Origin of the sequence: Actinomadura miaoliensis, from assembly GCF_039536785.1 — a bacterium.
Classification (GTDB): Bacteria; Actinomycetota; Actinomycetes; order Streptosporangiales; family Streptosporangiaceae; genus Spirillospora; species Spirillospora miaoliensis.
In genome coordinates this window covers 43687-63107 of sequence record NZ_BAAAZG010000024.1, presented here as the reverse complement: position 1 = coordinate 63107, position 19421 = coordinate 43687, and the positions used below count along the sequence as shown (strand labels likewise).

The following is a 19421-nucleotide window of genomic DNA, read 5'->3' as shown; positions in this document are numbered from 1 at the left end:
CATCGTGCCCTCCCGATGCGGGGGTCCGCGCCCTCCCCCTTACCGGGTCCGCGCCTTCGGTCCGCGCGACACTACGTGCCACACGCACGGCCGCCCGCGTTGTGATCCCGTCGTCCACCACAACGGTGGCCCTACCCTCCAGCGCCTCCCTCGGCAGGACCGCCCGCGGTCGGCAGGCCAGCCGCTCCAGCTTCCGGAAACGCGCCGCCCTGCGTCCGGCCATCGTCCCCCTCACTCTGCGCCGGCTTCTGTTTCAGCAGAGCCTGGTCGGCAAGGGGGCCTACCGCACCAGAGGGCGTCAGACGTGCTGTGCCAGCCAGAGGACGTCTGTGAGCACGACTGCTGAACCGTCCAGCCAGCCCTGTCCACCCATGGGATGGACTTTCGGCGCTGGGCCCGGGGCCGAACGGCCCTTTCGGGACCGGCCGTTGATCGGTGCACGCTGACGGTATGGACGCTCTGGATGCGCCCTCGGGGAGGGTTCGGTGATGATGTGGGGTTACGGTCCCGGTTACTGGCTGGGCATGGGCGTGATCATGGTCCTTTTCTGGGGTTTGATCGTCGCGGGGATCGTCGCCTTGGTGCGCTACATCGGCGGTGCTCGGCACACCGGCGGCCCGGATGCGACCAGCCGGCCGCCGCGCGCGGAGGAGGTGCTGGCCGAGCGCTTCGCCCGCGGAGAGGTCGACGCGGACGAGTACAGGCAGCGGCTGGAACTGTTGCGGGCCCGCCGATGATCGCGATCCGCGGCCACCGGGGATGGTTCGCGGCGGGGGCAGCGGGGGCGCTGGTGCTGGGCGCCGCCTCAACGGCCGCCCTCGCCGCCGCTGTCGGCGGCGGTCCGGCGGGTCTGGGCGGCGCCGCCTCCGGCGTGGGGTGCCGGGCACCCGCGCTGGCCGGTGCGGTCGTGAACGTGGACTTGACCGACATGGGAGCCATGATGGGCGGCCCGTACCATGCCGGCCCGACGACGGGCCATCCCAAAAGGATGGGCAATTCCGACTGGTGGCGGTACATGCCGATGCGCGGCATGATGCGCCTGTCCGCCGACCGTGCCCAGGTACGGCAGGGCACGGTGTCGCTACGGGCGTACAACACCGGCTCCTGGCCGCATGAAGTGATGGTGATGCCCCTGTCGGCTGGTCAACACGTCGGGCGGCGCCCCATCGGCACCGACAGCACAGTCGATGAGAGCGGCAGCCTCGGGGAGGCGTCGAGTACGTGCGGTGCCGGGGCCGGGCACCCAATGGGGATCGCGCCCGGCGCAAGCGGATGGACCACCGTGCACCTGGGGCCCGGCCGCTATGAGCTGATCTGCAACCTGCCCGGCCACTACGCGGCCGGCATGTTCACCGAACTCGACGTCACCCGGTAAGCGCACCGGGCAGCCCCGCCCCAACCCACCCGCCGGCAGACCGTGCACGGCAGCCGGCCCCGACGGTGAGGGCGGTGAGCATGACGGTCCGCGATGGCGGCGGCCAGGCGGAGGACGATGCGGCCAGCCCACTCGGCAAACGGAAGGACTCCGTCACCCTGACTGCGGCGGCAGGGCCATCCGGCCCCATCCGGCGGACATTCGGCCCTTACCTTGCGGCGGTATGGCGATCGAGAGTGAAAGGCGGGGGATCCGACAGGAGGGAACGCGTGCCATGGGAATCACCGACGTAGTCGTGGTGCTGGCCGCGCTGACGCTGATCGGGGGGCTGACCTGGTTCTTCTTCGGGCCACGACGCGCCCGCTCCGCGCGGATCGACGGTGGGGTGCAGCGCATTCAGATTCGGGTGCGGGGCGGTTACACCCCGAACCTGATCCGGGTTCGCCAGGGGATGCCGGTGGAGCTGGTGTTCGATCGGCAGGAGTCAGGTGACTGCACCGCGCGTGTTGTCTTTCCCGATCTGCGGGTGAGCGCGGCGCTGCCGGCGTTCGAACGCACCACGGTGCGCCTGCGTCCCCGGCAGGCGGGCCGATTCGGGTTCGCCTGCGGGATGAACATGATCCACGGCACGCTGCTGGTCGAACCGGCCACCGAACCGCCCTCGGGTGTCCGCGTCGGCGACGGCGGTGGGGGCGGGAGCGTGGCCGTCGTGCCCGCGGGCGGGAAACCGGCGGTGCCGCCCGGCGATGACGGCGCCGCGGCCGAGGCGGAGGCGGCCGAAGCCGCCGAACGGCGCGCGGAGATCACGGATTTGACCCGCCGGGTCACCCTCGGCGCGGTCCTCACGGCGCCGGTGCTGGTCGCGGTGATGGCACACGAGTTGTTCCATGCCGCCTGGGTGCCGGCCGTGCTGCTGAACCACTGGCTGCAGCTGGTGTTGATCACTCCGGTGATGTTCTACACCGGATGGCCGATCCACCGCACTGGCTGGCTGACGCTGGCCCACCGGGCGGCGGACATGAACTCGCTGATCACCCTGGGCACCAGCGCCGCCTACGGATACAGCCTTCTGGTCACGCTCGCCCCCGGCATGCTGCCCGCCGGCGTACGGGAGGTGTACTTCGAGGCGGTCGGAGTGATCCTCACCTTGATCCTTCTCGGCCGGCTCCTGGAGGCCCGCGCCAAGGCCGGCACCGGCGAGGCCATTCGCGCTCTGCTCGGCTTGCAGGCCCGCACCGCCCACGTCCTGCGCGACGGGGCCCAGACCGAGATCCCTGTCCAGGACGTGACCGTCGGCGACGAGATCCTCATCCGCCCTGGGGAGAAGGTGCCCGTCGACGCCGTCGTGCTGTCCGGATCCTCGGCGGTGGACGAGTCCATGATCACCGGCGAACCGATACCGGTCACCAAACACCCCGGTGACGAAGTGATCGGCGCGACCGTCAACGGCACCGGATCGCTGCGGGTACGGGCGGCCAAGGTCGGCGCCGACACCATGCTGTCCCAGATCATCCACCTCGTTCAGCAGGCACAAGCCTCCAAGGCGCCGATCCAGCGTGTCGCCGACGCGGTCTCCGGCTACTTCGTGCCCGCTGTGATCGCGATCGCCATCGCGACCTTCGCCCTCTGGTTCACCACCGGACCCGCTCCCGCCTTCACCCTGGCCCTGGTCTCCGCAGTCGCCGTACTAATCATCGCCTGTCCTTGCGCGCTCGGGCTCGCCACCCCATTGTCGATCATGGTCGGCACCGGCAAAGGGGCACGGGAAGGCATCCTCATCCGCTCCGCCGAAGCTCTGGAGACCGCGCACAAACTCGACACGATCGTGCTGGACAAGACCGGTACCATCACCACCGGAAAGCCCGCCCTCACCGACGTGCACGCGGCCTCGGGATTCACCGGAGCCGATCTGCTGGCAGTGGTGGCCGCCGCCGAGGCCGACAGCGAGCACCCGCTGGCGGGCGCCATCGTCGCCGGCGCCCGCGAACGCGGGCTGACACTGCCCGCGGCAAGCATGTTCGAGTCGGTCACCGGCAAAGGCGTACAGGCCACCGTCAACGGCCGTGCCGTGCTGGTGGGCACCGCCCGCCTGCTCGGCGACGCCGACATCGGCACCAGCACCCTTGATCCGATCGCCGCCGCCTTCTCCGCCCAGGGCAAGACACCGGTGCTCGCCGCCATCGACGGCCGCCCCGCCGGCGTGCTCGCCGTGGCCGACACCCTCAAGAACGACTCCACCGAAGCCATCACCGCCCTGCACCGCATCGGCCTCCAGGTGGTCATGATCACCGGAGACGATCGGCGCACCGCCGCGGCCATCGCCGACCAGGTGGGCATCGGCCGCGTGCTGGCCGAGATCCTGCCTGAACACAAAGCCGAAGAGATCCGCCGCCTGCAGGCCGAAGGCCGCCGCGTGGGCATGGTCGGCGACGGCATCAACGACGCTCCCGCTCTGGCCGCCGCCGACATCGGCCTGGCCATCGGCACCGGTACCGACGTCGCCATCGAAGCCGCCGACATCACCCTGATCTCCGGCTCTGTCACCGGCGTGGTCACCGCGATCCGGCTCTCGCGGGCCACGATGCGCAACATCCGCCAGAATCTGTTCTTCGCTCTCGTCTACAACACCGTCGGTGTCCCGATCGCCGCCGGAGCTCTCTACCCGCTCCTGGGTCTGCGGCTCAGCCCGATCATCGCCGCCGCCGCCATGGCCGCCTCATCCCTGTCGGTGGTCACGAACGCAGGACGGCTACGCCGCTGGCACCCAACCGCGCACCCCTCCCAGCCACAACCAAGCCCACCACGACGTTTGCCCCACCCGTTCGGATCGGCGCGATGAGCTCAAGGAGCTCTGCGTGACGCTGGCGCCTCTCCGCTTTTCATGGACCTCCACCCGCGTCTGTGTCACCGACAAAGCAGCTGGGTGGGCATCGTTACTGACGGTGCGTGCGATCTCATACCCGACGGCGCACCGCGGCTTTACAACAGCCACGCCTGACGGCAGACACCGTGAAGACCGCGCTGCCGAGACATACGCGCCGAGCGCGAATCGAAGGCTCCGCGCGGTGGATCCGCTCGCTCGCGCACTGATCACACGTCCGAGGTGGAGGGAGGCCGAAGGTCCCTCGAACCAAGGGACGGCGGCCCCTACCTGGGCCGTTTCCGCCCGGCGAGGCTGGGCCCACTCTGGTCGTGAGGAGGCGGCCAATGCCTGCTGTCGAAGGCGTCCCGTCACGGTGGTGCCCGTACAGCAGCCTCGGCCGACGAAATGCAGCCGGACGCCAGAGGGCCCGCCCGGAGAAGTGATACGAACTGAGGAAGGCTCATGAACGCACCCTTGATCGCGGGGGTGGACGGGTCTGCCGTGTCTCCACGCTGCGTCGCGTGGGCGGCTATCGAGGCACGGCTTCGACGCCGTCCGCTGGAGCTTGTGCACGCATCGATGCTGTTGTACCGCGACGGATCGTTGAGCGAGGCCACCTACGACGCGTTGGAGGCCGAACGGACCCGCCTGCTCAGCGAGGCCAAGGCGTACGCGCTGGCGTTGCATCCTGGGCTGGAGGTCCGTATCCGCCTGCTGGCCCAGGAGCCGGGCAGGGCCCTGGTGTTCGAGAGCGAGCGCGCGGAACTGGTCGTCGTCGGTACAAGCGGGCTGGAGAACTTCGGCGGTCCCCTCCTCGGGTCGGTGGCCCTGCGCCTGGTGGCGCGCGCCCGCTGCCCGGTACTCGTGATCACCGATGGCGCTCCCGATGCCGATGCCGCGCCTGCCGAGATCGTGGTGGGGGTCGCCGAACGGGATCGCGAGTCCCGGGCGATTGGCTGGGCCTTCGAGGAGGCTTCGCTGCGGGGTGCGCACCTGAGCGCCGTTCACGCGCTCGGCGGCGAGTTCGGCGCGGCCCGCCAGAAGGCCGGCGAGAACACGTTGCTGGCCGAGGCGCTGGCGGGATGGCCATCGAAGTATCCGGACGTGCGGGTTTCACGGACCATCGTCGATCAGCATCCCGCGCGGGCGCTGGTGGCCGCCTCCGACCAGGCCGCCATGGTCGTCGTCGGCGCGACGCACCGCCCCGGTGCCACGGAGCTGGCTCTGGGCAGCGTCGGCAACGCCCTGCTTCACCAGTCGCTGTCCGCCGTCGTGATCGTCCCGGAAACCTGACGGTCAGGCGGTGTTCGTCCGGCCGGCGAAAGTGATCAACCCAGCGGGGAGGGAACATGCTGATCAGCAACGTGTACCGGCCGATGATCTTCAGCTGTCAGGGAACCCAGCGGCTGGCCGACGTGGCACGCCAGATGGTGGAACACAAGGTCGGCGCGCTGGCCGTGCTCGACGGTGAACGCCTCGCCGGGATCATCACCGAGCGTGACCTGGTCACCGCGCTGGCCACATCGGCCGACCCGGCCTCCCAGACAGCCGCGGCGTACACCTCAACGAAGATCAGGACCGCCGCCCTGGACGAGGACTCGCGCGATGTCGCCCGCCGCATGCTGGACGCGGGCATCCGGCATCTGCCGGTGGACGATCAGGGACGCCTGGTCGGCATGGTGTCGATGCGCGATCTGCTCGCCCTGGAGACATGGGCTCTCTAGCGTCCGTCCGTCATCGGTCATGTCGACATGCGCCGGTGACCGGGCACCACGGATGTCGATCGGGAATCGGCCGCGCGGTCTGGACCGTCAGATGACGACACCGCAGGTCACACCCAGCCTGGCACCCGCCACAGCAGCACGGGCGTCGCCAAGTAGCTCAATCGCCGTTGGACTTGCGTCTTCGTGTCGTACAGACGCTCCGCCTGCTGAGGGCCCTCCGAGAGGTCAACCAACCGGACTGGGCGGTTGCTCAGATGCGACGCACGAGTTCTGCCATCCCCCAGGGGCAGTGCCTGCGGGATTCGATGATGCTCACCTTGGACACGTCGAAGGACGAAGCGCGTAGCAGACGCGACCAAAGGCCCTACGACGCCGGCCACCGAGGTCCAACGCTGGAACCTGGAGAACCTTGAAGAGGAGAACCTGATGGGTCCCCGCGTGGGCATCAACGGATTCGGCCGCATCGGCCGCAATTACCTGCGGCGCGCCTTGGAACTCGACCACACCGTGGCGATGAAGATGAAACCCTGACCCGCCAGGCCGGACGGCCGACGGCACGCTCGGACGAAGGTCCCGCCGCCCGATCGGCGGGACCTTCGTCCCTGTCCGCGCTGTTGGGGGCCGCCGAGACTGGGAGCCGTGCCCGTGCCATCGCGTGGCACGAGCACAGCGAGGTGGGTGAGAGACCGGTGATGCGGCGCGAGGACATCTCGGCGACCTGGACGCGGGGCCTGTCGGCGGCCGAGGCTGCACTCCGGCTGGGGAGTGACGGACCGAACGTCCTGCCGTCGCGCCCGCCGGTGCCGCCGTGGCGGCGGGTCGCCACCCAGCTACGCGACCCGCTGATCGTGGTGCTGCTGGCGGCGGCCGCGCTGACCGTCGCCACCGGCGACTGGACCGACATGGCCGTGATCCTCCTGGTCATTGTCGTGAACACCGCGGTGGGGGTGAGCCAGGAGATTCGTGCCGACCGCGCGATCAGCGCGTTGTCTGAGCTCACCGCACCGGCCGCGCGGGTGGTGCGGGACGGCACACAGCGGCAGATCCCCGCGGCCGAGGTCGTCGTGGACGACCTGCTGGTGCTGGCCGAGGGGGACATCGTTCCGGCCGACGCCACGGTGGTGGAGGCGGCGGCGTTGCTGGTGGACGAGTCCGCCCTGACCGGGGAGTCGGTCCCGGTGGACAAGACGGCTGCCCCGATCGGGGGCGTCGCCGTCCCCGCGGAGGCGTCGGTTTCGGCGGGCACGGTGGTCGTCAAGGGCCGTGGCCGGGCCGTCGTCACCGCCACGGGGGCGGCGAGCACCACCGGCCGGATCGCTGCGTTGCTCGGCGAGGGCGCTGCTCTGACGCCGTTGCAGCGGCGCCTGGCCGGGGTCGGCCGGGTCCTGGCCGGTGTCGCGGTCTTTCTGTGCGCGGTCGTGCTGGCGCTCGGGCTGGTGCGGGGGCAACCGGCCGAGCTGATGGTGGTGACCGCGATCAGCCTGGTGGTGGCGGCCGTCCCCGAGTCACTGCCCGCCGTGGTCACGCTCGGCCTGGCGCTGGGCGCCCGCCGGATGGCCGCGCGGCACGCCCTGATCCGCGGGCTGTCGGCGGTCGAGACGCTTGGGTCGGTCACGGTGCTGGCCACCGACAAGACCGGCACGCTCACTGAAGGCCGGATGGTCGTGCGCCGCCTGTGGACGCCCGCGGCGGAGGCCACCGTCACCGGCTCCGGTTACGCGCCCGGCGGGCGGATCCAGATCGGCGACCGGACGCTCGACGGGCCCGACCCGTATGGAATGGCCGACCTGCTGATGGCCGCGGTGCTGTGCAATGACGCACGGCTGTCCCCGCCCGGCACCGCCGACGGGGAATGGACGGCGCTGGGCGACCCCACCGAGGCGGCCCTGCTCGCCGCGGCCGCCAAGGTCGGCATCGACCGCCGCGACCTGAACGACCGCTTCCCGCGCTACGACGAACGCCCCTTCGACAGCGACCGCAAGCGCATGACCACCGTGCACCGGCTGCCCGGCGGAGGGTTCCGCGTCGTGTGCAAGGGGGCGCCGGAGGCGGTGCTCGGCAGCACGGTCCTGACCGACGACTCAGAGCTGGTGGCCAGGGCCGCCGCCCGCGCCGACGAGCTCGCCCGGGCCGGCTTCCGCGTGCTGGCGGTGGCCGAGGCCACGCGGCCGTCCTCCCCTCGGCACGGCGAGCCCTTGGAGCAGGGCCTGCGCCTGCTCGGACTGGTCGCGATCCTCGACCCGCCCCGCGCGGCGGGCGGCGGCCGCGACCATCGCCGCCTGCCGCCGCGCGGGGATCCGGCCGGTCCTCATCACCGGCGACCATCCCGGCACCGCCCGCGCCGTCGCCACCGAACTGGGCGTCATCGGCCCGGAGGACCCGGTCGCCGACTGCCGCGTCCCGCATGACGTTGCCGACAGTGCCGGCACGGCGGTGTTCGCCCGCGCCACCCCGGCGCAGAAGTTGGACATCATCCAGGCCATGCGCGAACGCGGCGAGGTGGTGGCGATGACCGGCGACGGCGTCAACGACGGGCCCGCGCTGCGCCGCTCCGACATCGGCGTGGCCATGGGCCGGCGCGGCACCGAGGTCGCCCGCCAGGCCGCCGACCTGGTGCTGGCCGACGACGACCTGGGCACCGTCGTCGCCGCGACCGAGGAGGGCCGCCGTGTCTACGGCAACATTCGCCGCTTCCTGGTCTACGCCCTGTCCGGCGGGGCCGCCGAGATCGCGGTCATGCTCCTCGGACCGCCGTTCGGGCTGGCCCTGCCGCTGCTGCCGGCACAGATCCTGTGGATCAATCTGATCACCCACGGCCTACCGGGCGTCGCCCTGGGCGGCGAGCCCGTCGAACCCGGCGCCATGGATCGGCCACCCCGCCCGCCCACGGAGAGCATCATGGGCGCCGGCCTGTGGCAGCGTGTCCTGCGCATCGCCGTCGTCCTCACCGCCGTCACCATCGGGGTCGCCGTTTGGGCGCACCACACCGGACACCCCTGGCAGAGCATGGCCTTCCTCGCCCTGGGCGCCACGCAGCTCGCGGTCGCGATCGGTTCCCGCTCCCGGCCGGGCTCCTGGAGCAACCCCATGCTGCTCGTCGCCGTCGCGTCCGCCCTGGCGTTGCAACTCGCCGGGCTCTACCTGCCGCCCCTGCGCGACCTGCTCGGCACCGAGCCGCTGACCATCGCGGAAGTGGGCGTCGTGTTCGGCCTGTCCGTGCTCGGCTACGTCGCCGTCCGCCTCGATCGCATCCTGCATCCCGCACCGCTCACGCGGTCCAATGAGTGAGCAGCCAGAGCTTGCCGAAGACGACCACGTGGCGTCGTCCGGGAAGGGCGGGGGCCGGAGGTCCGAAGGTCCCTCGTCTGAGGGACTGCCGTCCCTGTCTGGTGCGCTTGCGCCCTGGTGAGCTGGACACATCTCCGGTCGAGATGGGAGGCGGCCAATGAGCGGCAACGGCGACGGATGCCCCGTCCTGGTCGGCTATGACGGGTCGGTGGCCGCGGACCAGGCACTGCGCTGGGCCGTGGAGGAGGCTCAGCTCCGCGATCTTCCACTCACCGTCTGTCACGCGTGGCAGTGGCCGTACTCGTTGGCCGCGCCCGACGAGGACACCCTTGAGATCCTTCGTGGCGCGGGAGCGGTCGTCGCCGACGAGGGTGTGCGAAAGGCCCATGCCATCGTCGCCGACGCGGGGGTGCGCAGGGCCCGCGCGCTCGCCACGCGATTGGAGGTCCGCTGGTGCCTGGAGCGGGGGTCGGCTTCCTCCGTGCTGCTGCAGGCGTCCCGCGACGCCACTTTGATCGTGCTCGGAGCGCGAGGGCACGGCGGCTTTGAGGGACTCACCGTGGGGTCCACCGCGGCGCAGGTCGCCGCCCACGCCTCCCGCCCGGTCATCGTCGTCCGGCCGACACCATCCGCCGAACGCCCGGCCGCGCGGATCGTGGTCGGCGTGGACGGCTCCCCGGCCAGCCAGGCAGCGCTCGGATTCACTTTCCAGGAGGCCGAACTGCGCGACGCCTCGGTCACGGCCGTCTGCGGCTGGTGGGACCCGGCCGCCCTACCCAGTCCAGACCGCGCGCCCTTCATCGACGCCGAGAGGGTACGGCACGAGGCGATCACCAAATTCGAGCAGGCCGTCACGCCATGGCGTGACGAGTACCCCAAGGTGGCGGTCGATGCCAAATTCGTTGTGGACACGCCACGGCACGCCCTGGCCAACGCCGCCAAGGACGCGGCGCTTCTGGTGGTGGGCGACCGTGGCATCGGCTCGACCCCGCAGGCGCTCCTTGGCCCCGTCCCCCAGTTTCTGCTCGCGCAGGCCACCTGCTCAGTGGCGATAGTGCCAGCGCATCAGCCGTGGTGATGCATGCACGCGTCCACGGCAACACGACAAAGCGCCACCAGCAGGCGGTTCACGGAGGAACGCCGACATAAGCACCATCCGGAATGTGCCTTTCGTCCCTACCGGCACGCAGGCCCGTGCGATGTGCTGGACGGGTAGTCCGGCGCGAGGAGTCAGCGTGGAATCGACCCGGCGGTGGGGCCGGAACGGTCCGGCGGAATCGTTGGCGAAGGACGTCCAGAAGGCCGTCGAGGCGGCGGTGTGGGCGCCTTCCGTGCACAACACGCAGCCGTGGAGCTTCAGCCACCACGGATCACGCATCACCTTGCGCGCCGATCCGGATCGGCGGCTGGGCGTCGCCGATCCCACGGGCAGAGAGATGCTGATCAGCTGCGGCGCCGCTCTGCTCACCCTGCGGATCGCCGTGCGGTGGCTTGGGTACGAGCCGCAGGTGCGCCTGCTGCCCGACCCGGACCGTCCCAACCTGCTCGCCGACGTCATCCTGGGCGGCCGAGCCGGCGAGAGTGAGGACGACCGGCGGCTGTACGAGCAGATCCGGCGCAGGCGCACCCACCGGGGCGGTTTCCTGCCCGGTCACGAGATCTCACCGTCCCTGCGGTCGGCGATGGAACTGGAGGCGCGACGGGAGGGCGCCACACCGCTGGTCATGGAAGACCCTCATGCCCTCCGGGTCCTGGCGGCGCTGACGGAGGCTGCCGAGAGCCTGCAGCAGCTCGACGCGCCGTACCGACGGGAGTACGCCCGCTGGGCGCCCCGGCCGGGCACCTCGCGTCCGGAGGGGGTGCACCCGGCGGCCTACCCGCGGCGTGAGCCGCGCACCGAGCCCTACTTCTTTCCCGGACGCGACTTCGCCCGCGGCCAAGGCTGGGGAACGGGCCCCGGCGCCGGAAGGACGGGCGACCAGGACGCGGTGACGGGGCTCGTCATGCTGATCGCCACGTCGGGGGACACGCCATGCGATTGGCTGGGGGCCGGGCAGGCGCTGCAACGGATGCTGCTGCGCGGGGCCGAAGAGGACGTCGCGGCCGCGTTCCACACCCAGGCCCTGGAGATCCCCGAACTGCGGGAGCTGATCCGCTGCCGATTGTGCGGCGGCCGGTACCCGCAGATGTTGCTGCGGCTCGGCAGGGCCGACGCCGCGCCGGCGAGCGTGCGTCGCCCGGCCGACCAGTCCATGACCGAGGACTTCTGAACGGCGGATGCCGCACCGCAACCCCGGCCGGTTTCTGTCGCCGACCGTCCGAGTGCTCAAGGAGGACGACATGCCCGGCACCGACGAGCCGATCCAGGTTCTCGACCGCCAGACGTGCCTGGCCCTGCTACGCGGCGTGCCGATCGGGCGCGTCGCCTGGGCGGACGACGACGGACGGGTCACGGTGCTCCCGGTCAACTTCGTCATGGACGGCGACACCGTGGTCTTCCGGACCGCCGAGGGTGCCAAGCTCGCCGCCGTCGCCCGGGAGCGTCCGATGATCTTCGAGGCCGACGACGTCGAACCGGCCCTCAAGGTGGGCTGGAGCGTCCTGGCCGAAGGCCCCGCCACGATCATCACCGACGCCGACGAACAGCGGTGGCTGGAGACACTGGGGCTGGCGCCTTGGGTCACCGACGCCAGGCCCTACTTCGTGCGCATCGCGGCCCGTCACGTGACCGGCCGCCGCCTCCCCCTGCACCCGGGAGGAGTTCACGTGGAACACATGGGCGAGGCCGAGGGGCAGCCGTAACCATCCGGCGGGGGCGTCGGCGATCACGCCGGTTCGCGGGCGGTGCCGCGCCGAAGGCGTGCTTTGTCCTCGCGTTCTTGTTCCTCGAGAACGAACTCGATCTGGGCGAGCGCGATCCGCAGGTGGGGCAGCCAGCGGCGTTCGGTCGCCCGCAGGCGCTGCCGGGTGGCGGTGATCTCACGGTCCAGGGCCGCCAGGGCGGTGGTGGTGGCGGCGTGCGCGCAGGCGGCTTGCAGCGCGTCCTGGCAGGCCCGCCGGGCCGAGGCGAAGGCGAGACCGTCGGGGGCGCGGGAGTGCTCGTGCGGAGCCGTGCAGGTGGCGTGGGCCGGGTGGCGCACGCCCATGGTGACGGCGTGGTCGATCGTGACGTGAGCGTGCTCGGCGGGGGTGGCCAGCGGGAGTGCGCGGCGGCCGCACACGAGGGTGGCGCGCAGGACGAGCGCCTCGGCCTCGGCGCAACGCGTCCGCCATTCCGCTTCGGTGCGGGCCGCGCGCAGGCGCATCCGTTCCCGCTCGTCGCGCATGACGCGCAGGCTGCGCTGGAGCAGGTCGACGGCGTGTTCGGCCGTATCCAGGCGATGCCGCAGCCACAGCCGTCCGGCCCTTCCCGACGGGGTGCCCATCATCGCTGCTCCTCCGGGTAGTGGGCCTCGATCGACTCTCGCGGCAGCATGGTCAGCTCGCGCCGGGGCAGAGACGACAGCGCCTTCCAGGCACGGTCGATGGTCTCCTCCAGCGGGCGGGCCTCGGCGACGCTCTGGCTGACCAGGGTGCTCTCGTAGCGCCGTTCGAAGTCCAGGTAGCGCCGGTCGGTGTCGCTGAGCGCCGCCGTACCGACCAGTTCGCCGAGTTCGCGGACGCGACGGGCCTGGGCGAGGGCGGCGAGGGTCTGCGCGGCGACGTCGAGGTGGTCGGCGCGGGTGCGGCCGGGCCCGGCGGCCTTGCGCATGAGCCGCGACAGCGAGCCGAGCGCGTCGACGGGTGGGTAGACGCCGCGGGCGTGCAGGTCGGGCGACAGCACGATCTGGCCTTCGGTGATGTAGGCGGTGAGGTCGGGGACGGGGTGGGTGATGTCGCCGCCGGGCATGGTCAGCATGGGCAGCAGCGTCACCGAGCCGGTGCGGCCCCGGATCCGGCCGCACCGCTCGTACAGCGAGGCCAGGTCGCTGTAGAGGTAGCCGGGGTAGGCGCGGCGGGCGGGGATCTCGCCGCGCGCGGCGGACACCTCGCGCAGCGCCTCGCAGTAGGCCGTCATGTCCCCCATCACCACCAGCACGTGGCGGCCGAGGTCGAAGGCCAGGTGCTCGGCCACGGTGAGCGCGATCCTGGGGGTCATCAGCCGTTCGATAACGGGGGCGTCGGCCAGGTTGAGCAGCAGCACCAGGTCCCCCGCCGCCGACCGGTCCTCAAGGGTGCGGCGGACGGCCGTGGCGTCGGCATGGGTGAGGCCCATGGCGGCGAACACGACGCAGAACGGCTCGCCGCCCGCCGACGCCTGCGCGGCGATCTGCGCGGCCAGTTCCAGGTGCGGCAGTCCTGCCGTGGAGAAGACCGGCAGTTTCTGCCCGCGGGCCAGGGTGGTGAGCGCGTCGATGGCCGAGATGCCGGTAAGGACGGCCTCGGCGGGCGGCTCGCGGTGCACGGGGTTGAGCGGCAACCCCGCGACCGGGCTGCTTGCGGTGCCGAACACCGGAGGGCCGTCGTCCAAGGGGCGACCCAGCCCGTCGCACACGCGTCCCAGCCACTGGGGGCCGACGGGGATCCGCATGGGGGTGCCGCTGAAGGTGATCCGCGTGCCGCCGGGCCGCATGCCGCCGGTCCCCTCCAAGATCTGGACGAGGACACGGTCGGCGGAGGTGTCGAGCACCAGACCGTGCCGTCGCTCCTCTTCACCGTCACCGTCCTGCGGGACGACGCGAATGTCGGCGAACTCGTCCCATCCGACGCCTGCCGCTCCGAGGACGGTCATGAGCGGCCCGCGCAACTCGGTGATCCTGGTGTAGGTGATCGACGCCCAACCGGGTGTCTCGTCCCAGGTGCGCGGTTCGGTCGTGTCGGCGTCGGTCATGTCAGCTCCCCTAGCCGGTGCAGGACGGTCTCACGGCGGGCCCGCACATCCGCGACGCCGCCTGCATCCTCGCGGGCCCGCACCACCGGAGAGAAGTCCTGCTCCTCGATGGCGGCGGCGGGGACGTCGGCGTCGACGAGTTCCTGGCAGCGGTCCAGGACGGCGAGAACGGCGTCGGCGAGCGCGGCACCGCGTTCCAAATCGCAATAGGCGTCGCGGGGACTCAGCGCGCTCTGCTGCAGAACCCCTTCGCGCAGCAGCCGTCCGCCCAACAGCACGACGCGTTCCCGGCCAGGCAGGGTGCTCGTCCCCACCAGTTCGGCGATGGCCGACAGCCGGTCGGCCTCGGCCAGCAGCTCTCCGACACGCGCCCGCCGCGTCGCCCATCCGGGGTCGCCGTGGGCGCCGTGCCAGCGCGCGAGGGCGGCGGCGTCGCGCGCGAACGACCCCGCCCAGGACACAGCCGGGTAGTGCCGGGCGTAGGCCAGATCACGGTCCAGCGTCCACAGCGCCCGGACGAACCGCTGGGTGTAGGTGCTGACCGGCTCGGTCATGTCGCCGCCGGGCGGAGAGACCGCACCGATGATCGTGACGGAGCCCTCACCGCCGGCGGCGGTACGCACACGGCCTGCCCGTTCGTAGAAGGCGGCCAGCTCGGAGGGCAGGGTGGCCGGGTATCCCTCCTCGGCGGGCAGCTCGCCTGTGCGGGAGGCCAGCTCGCGCAGCGCCTCGGCCCACCGGGAGGTGGAGTCGGCGATGACCACCGCGTCACGGCCCCGGTCGCGGAAGTACTCGGCGACGGTGACGGCGCTGTGGACGCTCGCCTCCCGCGCCATCATCGGCATGTTGGAGGTGTTGGCGATCACCACGGTCCGGTCGGCCAGGCGGCCGCCGGTGCGCGGGTCGGTCAGCTCGCCGAGGTCGGCGAGCACGTCGGCCATCTCGTTACCGCGCTCACCACAGCCGACGTAGACGATCACGTCGGCGTCACACCACTTGGCGATCTGCTGCAGCAGCATCGTCTTGCCGGTGCCGAATCCGCCGGGCACCGCGACGGTGCCGCCGCGCGGCACGGGGAACAGCAGGTCGATCACGCGCTGCCCGGTGTGCAGCGGGACGTCGGTGTCAAGCCGCTCGGCGTATGGGCGGGGACGCCGCACGGGCCACGCGCTCGTGCCCGGGGTGGGGTGGCGGGAGCGGCGAGACGGGGCGAGCCAGACGTCCGAGTCGCGCAGCGAGCGCAGCAGCCCGTCGAAGACCCCGCCGAGCAGGTGGTCGCCGAGCGGCGCCGACAGCGGCCGTCCGGTGGAACGGACGGCGGCGCCCGGCGCGAGACCGCCGGTGTACTCGTACGCCTGGACGGCCGCCCGGCCGCCGGTGAGGGCCACCACCTCGCCGGGCAGGCGGCCCGCACCCAGATCGACGACGTCGTTCATGGCGGCGCCGGTCAGCCCGGTGACCTCGACGAGCGGGCCGTTCACCCGTGTCACTTCCGGGTCCACAGCCGCGTCACCTCCGCTCCCAGGTCGGCCAAGGCGCGTTCGGCGAGCGCGTCAGCGGAAAGGTCGATTTCGGCATCCGGGGTTCGGGCGACGATGCCGCCGCCCGGGGCCTCCTCGACGGTGGCCGCCGGGCCCAGCCGTCGCCTGGCCAGCCGGGCCAGCTTCTTGATCAGGGCCGGGTAGCAGGGATCGGCTGGCAACTCGCGCACGCCGGCGCGGACTTGACGGCAGAGTTCCTCATACAACTCGCGTTGTGCGGCCAGGACGAGAGTACGAGCGCGGCGGCGTACGCCGAACCTTTCGGCCGCGGCCGCGGCCCGCCCGTCGGCCTCGCCCGCCGCACGGGCCTCGGCCAGGATGGCGTCGACTTCCCGCCGAGCGGCCTCCACGATCGTGTCGGCGTCTGCCCGCGCAGCGGCGAGTGTCTGTCCTGCCTGTGCGCGGGCGCCGCCGATGAGGGCGTCCCGCACCGGGGCCAAGGCGTCGTGCGCCGGGGATGAGGCGGTGCGTGCCGTGATCGGTGCGTCGATCGGTGTTGGGGTCACGGCGGCATCACCACCGTCAGCCGTTCGTGTTCCAGGTGTGCGCTCTTCAGGTGCTCGGCGGCTCGGGGCGTGAGGATCACGACCCGCACGTCGGCGGGCAGCGTGTTCCACGCCTCCGCCACCTCTCGAGGGCCGTCGGCGGGCCGGACGAGCGCCCCGGCCAACGCGAAGCCCCGCACCCGGGCGTCCTCCCCCAGGACGGCGATCCGGCCCATCGCGCTCACGCCTTGCCGATGAGAATGATGCCGATGATCAGGCCGTAGATGGCGATGCCCTCGGCCAGCCCGACGATGACCATCGCCCGGCCGAACAGTTCGGGACGCTCGCTCATCGCGGCCAGCGCGGCGGCGCCGGTGTAGGCGACCGCGATGCCCGCGCCGATGGCGGCCCCGGCGACGGCGATCCCGCTGCCCAGCAGCGGGGCCCAGTTGCCCGCAGCCGCGGTGACGATCTCAGCGGTCATGACATGCCCTCCCGTTCGGCAGATGGACGGATCGGGATGTGCCAGGGCCGGAACGGCCGTCCCTGGACGCGGAAGAGGCGGGAGAACAGCTCGTAGTACTCCAGCCGCAACGCCTGAATGCCGGCGACGAGCGCCTCCAGCGCGAACGTCACCGCAGTGCCCACAACAAACACCACGACGGCCACCAAGCAGAAGGCGCCGCCGCGCGCCCACGATCCGGCCGTGACCGACCACACGATCCCGGCGAGTGCGGCGTGGGCCAGCCCGAAGGCGGCCAGCCGGGCGAACGACACCACGTTGGCGCCCAGCCGGACGACCAAGTCGAACAGCTCGACGATCGCCTGGGCGACGCCCGTGCCACCACCCCCCGCGCCCGCCAGGAAGCCCGCGAAGGCGAGGGCGAGACCGGTCCCGGCGACGAGCGCCCCGGCGATCGTCAGCGTTGGCAAGGACAGGCGTAGTCCGACGGCGACCACGCCCAGCCCCAGGAAGAGCGACGCGCCCGCGATGCCGGACGGCTCGTACAGCGCCACCGGCCAACCGCCCTCGCGCCACCGGTTGACGATGCCGATCACGTACGCGCCACCCAGCAGCACCGCACCCACGCCGATGGCGGCGACGAGCAGCGTCACCGGCTCCGCCAGCGGATTCAGCCACAGCACGGGCAGTAGACCGGTCGGTCCGAAGAACTCCCCGTACAGCAGCCCGAAGAAGATGCTGGTGACCGCGGCCCCCAGCACGAACGGCCAGGCCCGGCGGAGGCGGCGCAGCCGTCCCGGCCATCCGGCCAGCAAAGCCGCCGCGACGCCCAGCAGCATCAGGCCGTGCCCGGCGTCGCCGAACATCATCCCGAACATCAGCACGTACGCCGCCCAGGCCAGGGGCGTGGGGTCGATGTCGGCGTACGGCACCGTCCCGTAGGTCTCGACGAGTGGCGCCAGCGATCCGCGCAGGCCGCCGCCGCGCAGGCCGCCGCCGCGCAGGCCGTCACCGCCCCGGCCGGGGCCGGGCAGCAGGGTGGGCGTCTCGGCTCCGCGCGGGTACGGCAGGGGCACCACGGCCGCACCCGATTCGGCGAGCCGCGCCGCCAACGCGGGACGGGCCCGCTCGGGTGTCCATCCGGCCAGCGCCGCCACGTTTCCCCGGCGGAACACGGCAGCCGAACGCGCTTCCAGCTCGGCCTCTCCAGCGAGCAGGTCCAGCCGCCCATCCCGAGCAAGCTGCTCGGGGTCCGGGGCGTCCAGGGTGAGCGCCGGTTCGGCCGACCCGCCGCCCGTCCGCCGCAACGCCTGGGACGCTCTGCCCGGCGCTGGCGACTCCGGGTCGGGCAGGTCGGGCTCCAAGACGCCCGCGTCGGCGGTGACGGCGAGGGCCCGGCGCAGCGACTCTTCGGGTGCGACGACGGCCACGCGCGCCATGCGCAGCGGCCGCAGCGTTTCAGGCCACCGCATCGTAGACTCCCAACGGCCCGCCGCCATGAGCGGCGATCTCCAGGGCGGCCCGGACGCGCCAGGCATCGGCGGCGAGAACGCCCACGACGCCCACAACCGCTTCCGGACCGAATCCCCCGGACGTCAGCAGAGCCTCGCCGTCGCGCTCCAATCGCGTCCAGCAGCGGGCCTGCGCCCGCCACAGGTCGGCAGGGTCGTCGATGCCTGCCAGTGCCCAGCGTGCGGCGGCGGGGAGCCGATCGGTCATCTCGGCGAGGCCCGCCGCCTGGACGGCCCGCTCGCCGAGCAGCAGGCAGGCGCGTTCCCGCGCCGACGAAGGCAGGTCCCTCCCGGACGTGAAGCGCTCCCCCGCCACGAGTGCCGCCGCCGAGCCCGCAGCGACGGGCAGTACCCGTGCCGCCGCCCCGCTTGTCCGGTGTGCCCAGGACAGCCGCAGGAACAGGCGCACCCCGTACGGGTCGCCGGTTCCGGGGTCGCCCCACGGCGAGGCGGCCAGACGGGCACGCAGGTCGGTTCGGCCTGTGGCGTCGGCGAGCCGGGGCCACGCGGTCTGCACGGCACCGAGGGTGAACGGCTTCTCCGCGTCAAGGCCGTCGAACCGTTGCATGAGCCCGTCGATGTTGGCCAGCTCATACCAGCCCGCCGCCGCCCTCAGCAACGTCACCCCGTCACGCGGAAGCCATCCCGCCAGCACCCGCAGATGCCACAGCAGGGTCGCGGCGACGCCATGCTGCGCCTCGGCCACGGTCTGGCCTTTGTCGACGCCTCGCCGGTACGGGGACACGGCGAGCATGTCCAGCGCCGAAGTGAGGGAGTCGCATCCGGCGAGCATCCGTGCCCGTCCCGGGCCGAGACGCCGCCGCGCCAGCGCCCGTGCCCGCACGCTTCCGGCGACCCAGCCCGCGCTCACGGCGTCTCCCGTGCCAGCGCCCGCACCGCGTCCACCGCACGTCCGGCCATCTCCGGCAGTCGTCCGGCCGCCGACTCGCGGATCCGCGCGGCCTCATCGCGGGCCGCCGCCAGCGCCGCGGCATGGTCGTCGGCGGCCGCACGGCGCACGGCTGAGGCCGCCGCCGCGCGTTCGGCGGCGGCCCGGGCGCGTGCCGCCGCGACGATCCCGGCGGCCCGGTCCCGGGCGGCGGCGCGGATCGCGTCCGCCTCCCGTTCGGCATCCTCCAGCAGCGCGCGCCGTTCCTGTCCGACGGGCTCCAGGAGCGCGAAGACCGGTTCGAGCTCGGCGGCCAGGGCGGTGCGCCGGTCGGCGGGTACCGCGGCGGCGGGCGCACCGGGCGCGCCCGCGGGCCGGAACCGCTCCAGCAGGTCTCTGATGGCGGGCACCG

19 protein-coding genes are annotated in these 19421 nt (G+C 72.4%); 10 read left to right on the top strand and 9 right to left on the bottom strand.

Features of this window, described 5'->3' with window-relative positions; all coding sequences use genetic code 11:
* Positions 1-485: 485 nt before the first annotated feature.
* From ABD811_RS19070 to ABD811_RS19025, 10 genes are all read left to right on the top strand, one after another.
* Entirely contained in the window at positions 486-737 is a 252-nt protein-coding gene (locus tag ABD811_RS19070) for an SHOCT domain-containing protein (protein WP_344949133.1), read from the top strand.
* On the top strand, positions 734-1375 hold the full coding sequence (locus tag ABD811_RS19065) for a hypothetical protein (RefSeq protein WP_344949130.1): 642 nt from the start codon (positions 734-736) through the stop codon (positions 1373-1375). The genes ABD811_RS19070 and ABD811_RS19065 overlap by 4 nt, the downstream gene beginning before the upstream one ends.
* Before the next feature lie 274 nt (positions 1376-1649).
* The gene (locus ABD811_RS19060; protein WP_344949127.1) at positions 1650-4214 is read left to right on the top strand and encodes a heavy metal translocating P-type ATPase; all 2565 of its coding nucleotides are present in this window, start codon (positions 1650-1652) and stop codon (positions 4212-4214) included.
* A 486-nt stretch (positions 4215-4700) separates the two neighbouring features.
* Positions 4701-5531, top strand: coding sequence for a universal stress protein (locus ABD811_RS19055; RefSeq protein ID WP_344949124.1), 831 nt, complete (start codon positions 4701-4703; stop codon positions 5529-5531).
* Between the two features lie 56 nt (positions 5532-5587).
* Positions 5588-5962: a CBS domain-containing protein gene (locus tag ABD811_RS19050; RefSeq protein WP_344949122.1), complete on the top strand. Its 375-nt coding sequence runs from the start codon at positions 5588-5590 to the stop codon at positions 5960-5962.
* Between the two features lie 674 nt (positions 5963-6636).
* On the top strand, positions 6637-8370 hold the full coding sequence (locus tag ABD811_RS19045) for a cation-translocating P-type ATPase (protein ID WP_344949119.1): 1734 nt from the start codon (positions 6637-6639) through the stop codon (positions 8368-8370).
* Entirely contained in the window at positions 8258-9250 is a 993-nt protein-coding gene (locus tag ABD811_RS19040) for an HAD-IC family P-type ATPase (RefSeq protein ID WP_344949151.1), read from the top strand. Before ABD811_RS19045 ends, ABD811_RS19040 begins: the two co-directional genes overlap by 113 nt.
* 157 nt (positions 9251-9407) lie before the next feature.
* The gene (locus tag ABD811_RS19035) at positions 9408-10328 is read left to right on the top strand and encodes a universal stress protein (RefSeq protein ID WP_344949116.1); all 921 of its coding nucleotides are present in this window, start codon (positions 9408-9410) and stop codon (positions 10326-10328) included.
* 157 nt (positions 10329-10485) lie between these two features.
* Positions 10486-11520, top strand: coding sequence for an Acg family FMN-binding oxidoreductase (locus tag ABD811_RS19030; RefSeq protein ID WP_344949113.1), 1035 nt, complete (start codon positions 10486-10488; stop codon positions 11518-11520).
* 70 nt (positions 11521-11590) lie between these two features.
* The gene (locus tag ABD811_RS19025) at positions 11591-12052 is read left to right on the top strand and encodes a pyridoxamine 5'-phosphate oxidase family protein (RefSeq protein WP_344949110.1); all 462 of its coding nucleotides are present in this window, start codon (positions 11591-11593) and stop codon (positions 12050-12052) included.
* A gap of 23 nt (positions 12053-12075) precedes the next feature.
* Here the strand turns inward: ABD811_RS19025 and ABD811_RS19020 are convergent, their stop codons facing one another.
* The 9 genes from ABD811_RS19020 to ABD811_RS18980 all read right to left on the bottom strand — a co-directional run bounded on the left by ABD811_RS19020 (position 12076) and on the right by ABD811_RS18980 (position 19419).
* Complete coding sequence (locus ABD811_RS19020; RefSeq protein ID WP_344949107.1) at positions 12076-12678, bottom strand: V-type ATP synthase subunit D; 603 nt, start codon at positions 12676-12678, stop codon at positions 12076-12078.
* Positions 12675-14120: a V-type ATP synthase subunit B gene (locus ABD811_RS19015; RefSeq protein WP_344949103.1), complete on the bottom strand. Its 1446-nt coding sequence runs from the start codon at positions 14118-14120 to the stop codon at positions 12675-12677. The genes ABD811_RS19020 and ABD811_RS19015 overlap by 4 nt, the downstream gene beginning before the upstream one ends.
* Entirely contained in the window at positions 14117-15622 is a 1506-nt protein-coding gene (locus tag ABD811_RS19010; protein ID WP_344949101.1) for a V-type ATP synthase subunit A, read from the bottom strand. Before ABD811_RS19010 ends, ABD811_RS19015 begins: the two co-directional genes overlap by 4 nt.
* Positions 15607-16092 carry a hypothetical protein gene (locus ABD811_RS19005; protein WP_344949098.1) on the bottom strand — a complete coding sequence of 162 codons (486 nt, stop codon included), beginning with the start codon at positions 16090-16092 and terminating at the stop codon, positions 15607-15609. The genes ABD811_RS19010 and ABD811_RS19005 overlap by 16 nt, the downstream gene beginning before the upstream one ends.
* 71 nt (positions 16093-16163) lie before the next feature.
* Positions 16164-16391 carry a V-type ATP synthase subunit F gene (locus ABD811_RS19000; protein ID WP_344949095.1) on the bottom strand — a complete coding sequence of 76 codons (228 nt, stop codon included), beginning with the start codon at positions 16389-16391 and terminating at the stop codon, positions 16164-16166.
* On the bottom strand, positions 16388-16630 hold the full coding sequence (locus ABD811_RS18995) for an ATPase (RefSeq protein WP_344949092.1): 243 nt from the start codon (positions 16628-16630) through the stop codon (positions 16388-16390). Before ABD811_RS18995 ends, ABD811_RS19000 begins: the two co-directional genes overlap by 4 nt.
* Complete coding sequence (locus ABD811_RS18990) at positions 16627-18081, bottom strand: V-type ATPase 116kDa subunit family protein (protein ID WP_344949089.1); 1455 nt, start codon at positions 18079-18081, stop codon at positions 16627-16629. The genes ABD811_RS18995 and ABD811_RS18990 overlap by 4 nt, the downstream gene beginning before the upstream one ends.
* Positions 18068-18991 (bottom strand): hypothetical protein, encoded by a 924-nt coding sequence (locus ABD811_RS18985; protein ID WP_344949086.1) that lies wholly within the window; start codon positions 18989-18991, stop codon positions 18068-18070. Before ABD811_RS18985 ends, ABD811_RS18990 begins: the two co-directional genes overlap by 14 nt.
* Positions 18988-19419 (bottom strand): hypothetical protein, encoded by a 432-nt coding sequence (locus ABD811_RS18980; protein WP_344949083.1) that lies wholly within the window; start codon positions 19417-19419, stop codon positions 18988-18990. The genes ABD811_RS18985 and ABD811_RS18980 overlap by 4 nt, the downstream gene beginning before the upstream one ends.
* Positions 19420-19421 lie beyond the last annotated feature (2 nt).

Bases quoted from the DNA above. Each gene is read 5' to 3' on its own strand.
- ABD811_RS19065 (WP_344949130.1), top strand. From the start codon at position 734: ATGATCGCGATCCGCGGCCACCGGGGATGGTTCGCGGCGGGGGCAGCG.
- ABD811_RS19060 (WP_344949127.1), top strand. From the start codon at position 1,650: ATGGGAATCACCGACGTAGTCGTGGTGCTGGCCGCGCTGACGCTGATC.
- ABD811_RS19055 (WP_344949124.1), top strand. From the start codon at position 4,701: ATGAACGCACCCTTGATCGCGGGGGTGGACGGGTCTGCCGTGTCTCCA.
- ABD811_RS19050 (WP_344949122.1), top strand. From the start codon at position 5,588: ATGCTGATCAGCAACGTGTACCGGCCGATGATCTTCAGCTGTCAGGGA.
- ABD811_RS19035 (WP_344949116.1), top strand. From the start codon at position 9,408: ATGAGCGGCAACGGCGACGGATGCCCCGTCCTGGTCGGCTATGACGGG.
- ABD811_RS19025 (WP_344949110.1), top strand. From the start codon at position 11,591: ATGCCCGGCACCGACGAGCCGATCCAGGTTCTCGACCGCCAGACGTGC.
- ABD811_RS19020 (WP_344949107.1), bottom strand. From the start codon at position 12,678: ATGATGGGCACCCCGTCGGGAAGGGCCGGACGGCTGTGGCTGCGGCAT.
- ABD811_RS19015 (WP_344949103.1), bottom strand. From the start codon at position 14,120: ATGACCGACGCCGACACGACCGAACCGCGCACCTGGGACGAGACACCC.
- ABD811_RS18995 (WP_344949092.1), bottom strand. From the start codon at position 16,630: ATGACCGCTGAGATCGTCACCGCGGCTGCGGGCAACTGGGCCCCGCTG.
- ABD811_RS18990 (WP_344949089.1), bottom strand. From the start codon at position 18,081: ATGCGGTGGCCTGAAACGCTGCGGCCGCTGCGCATGGCGCGCGTGGCC.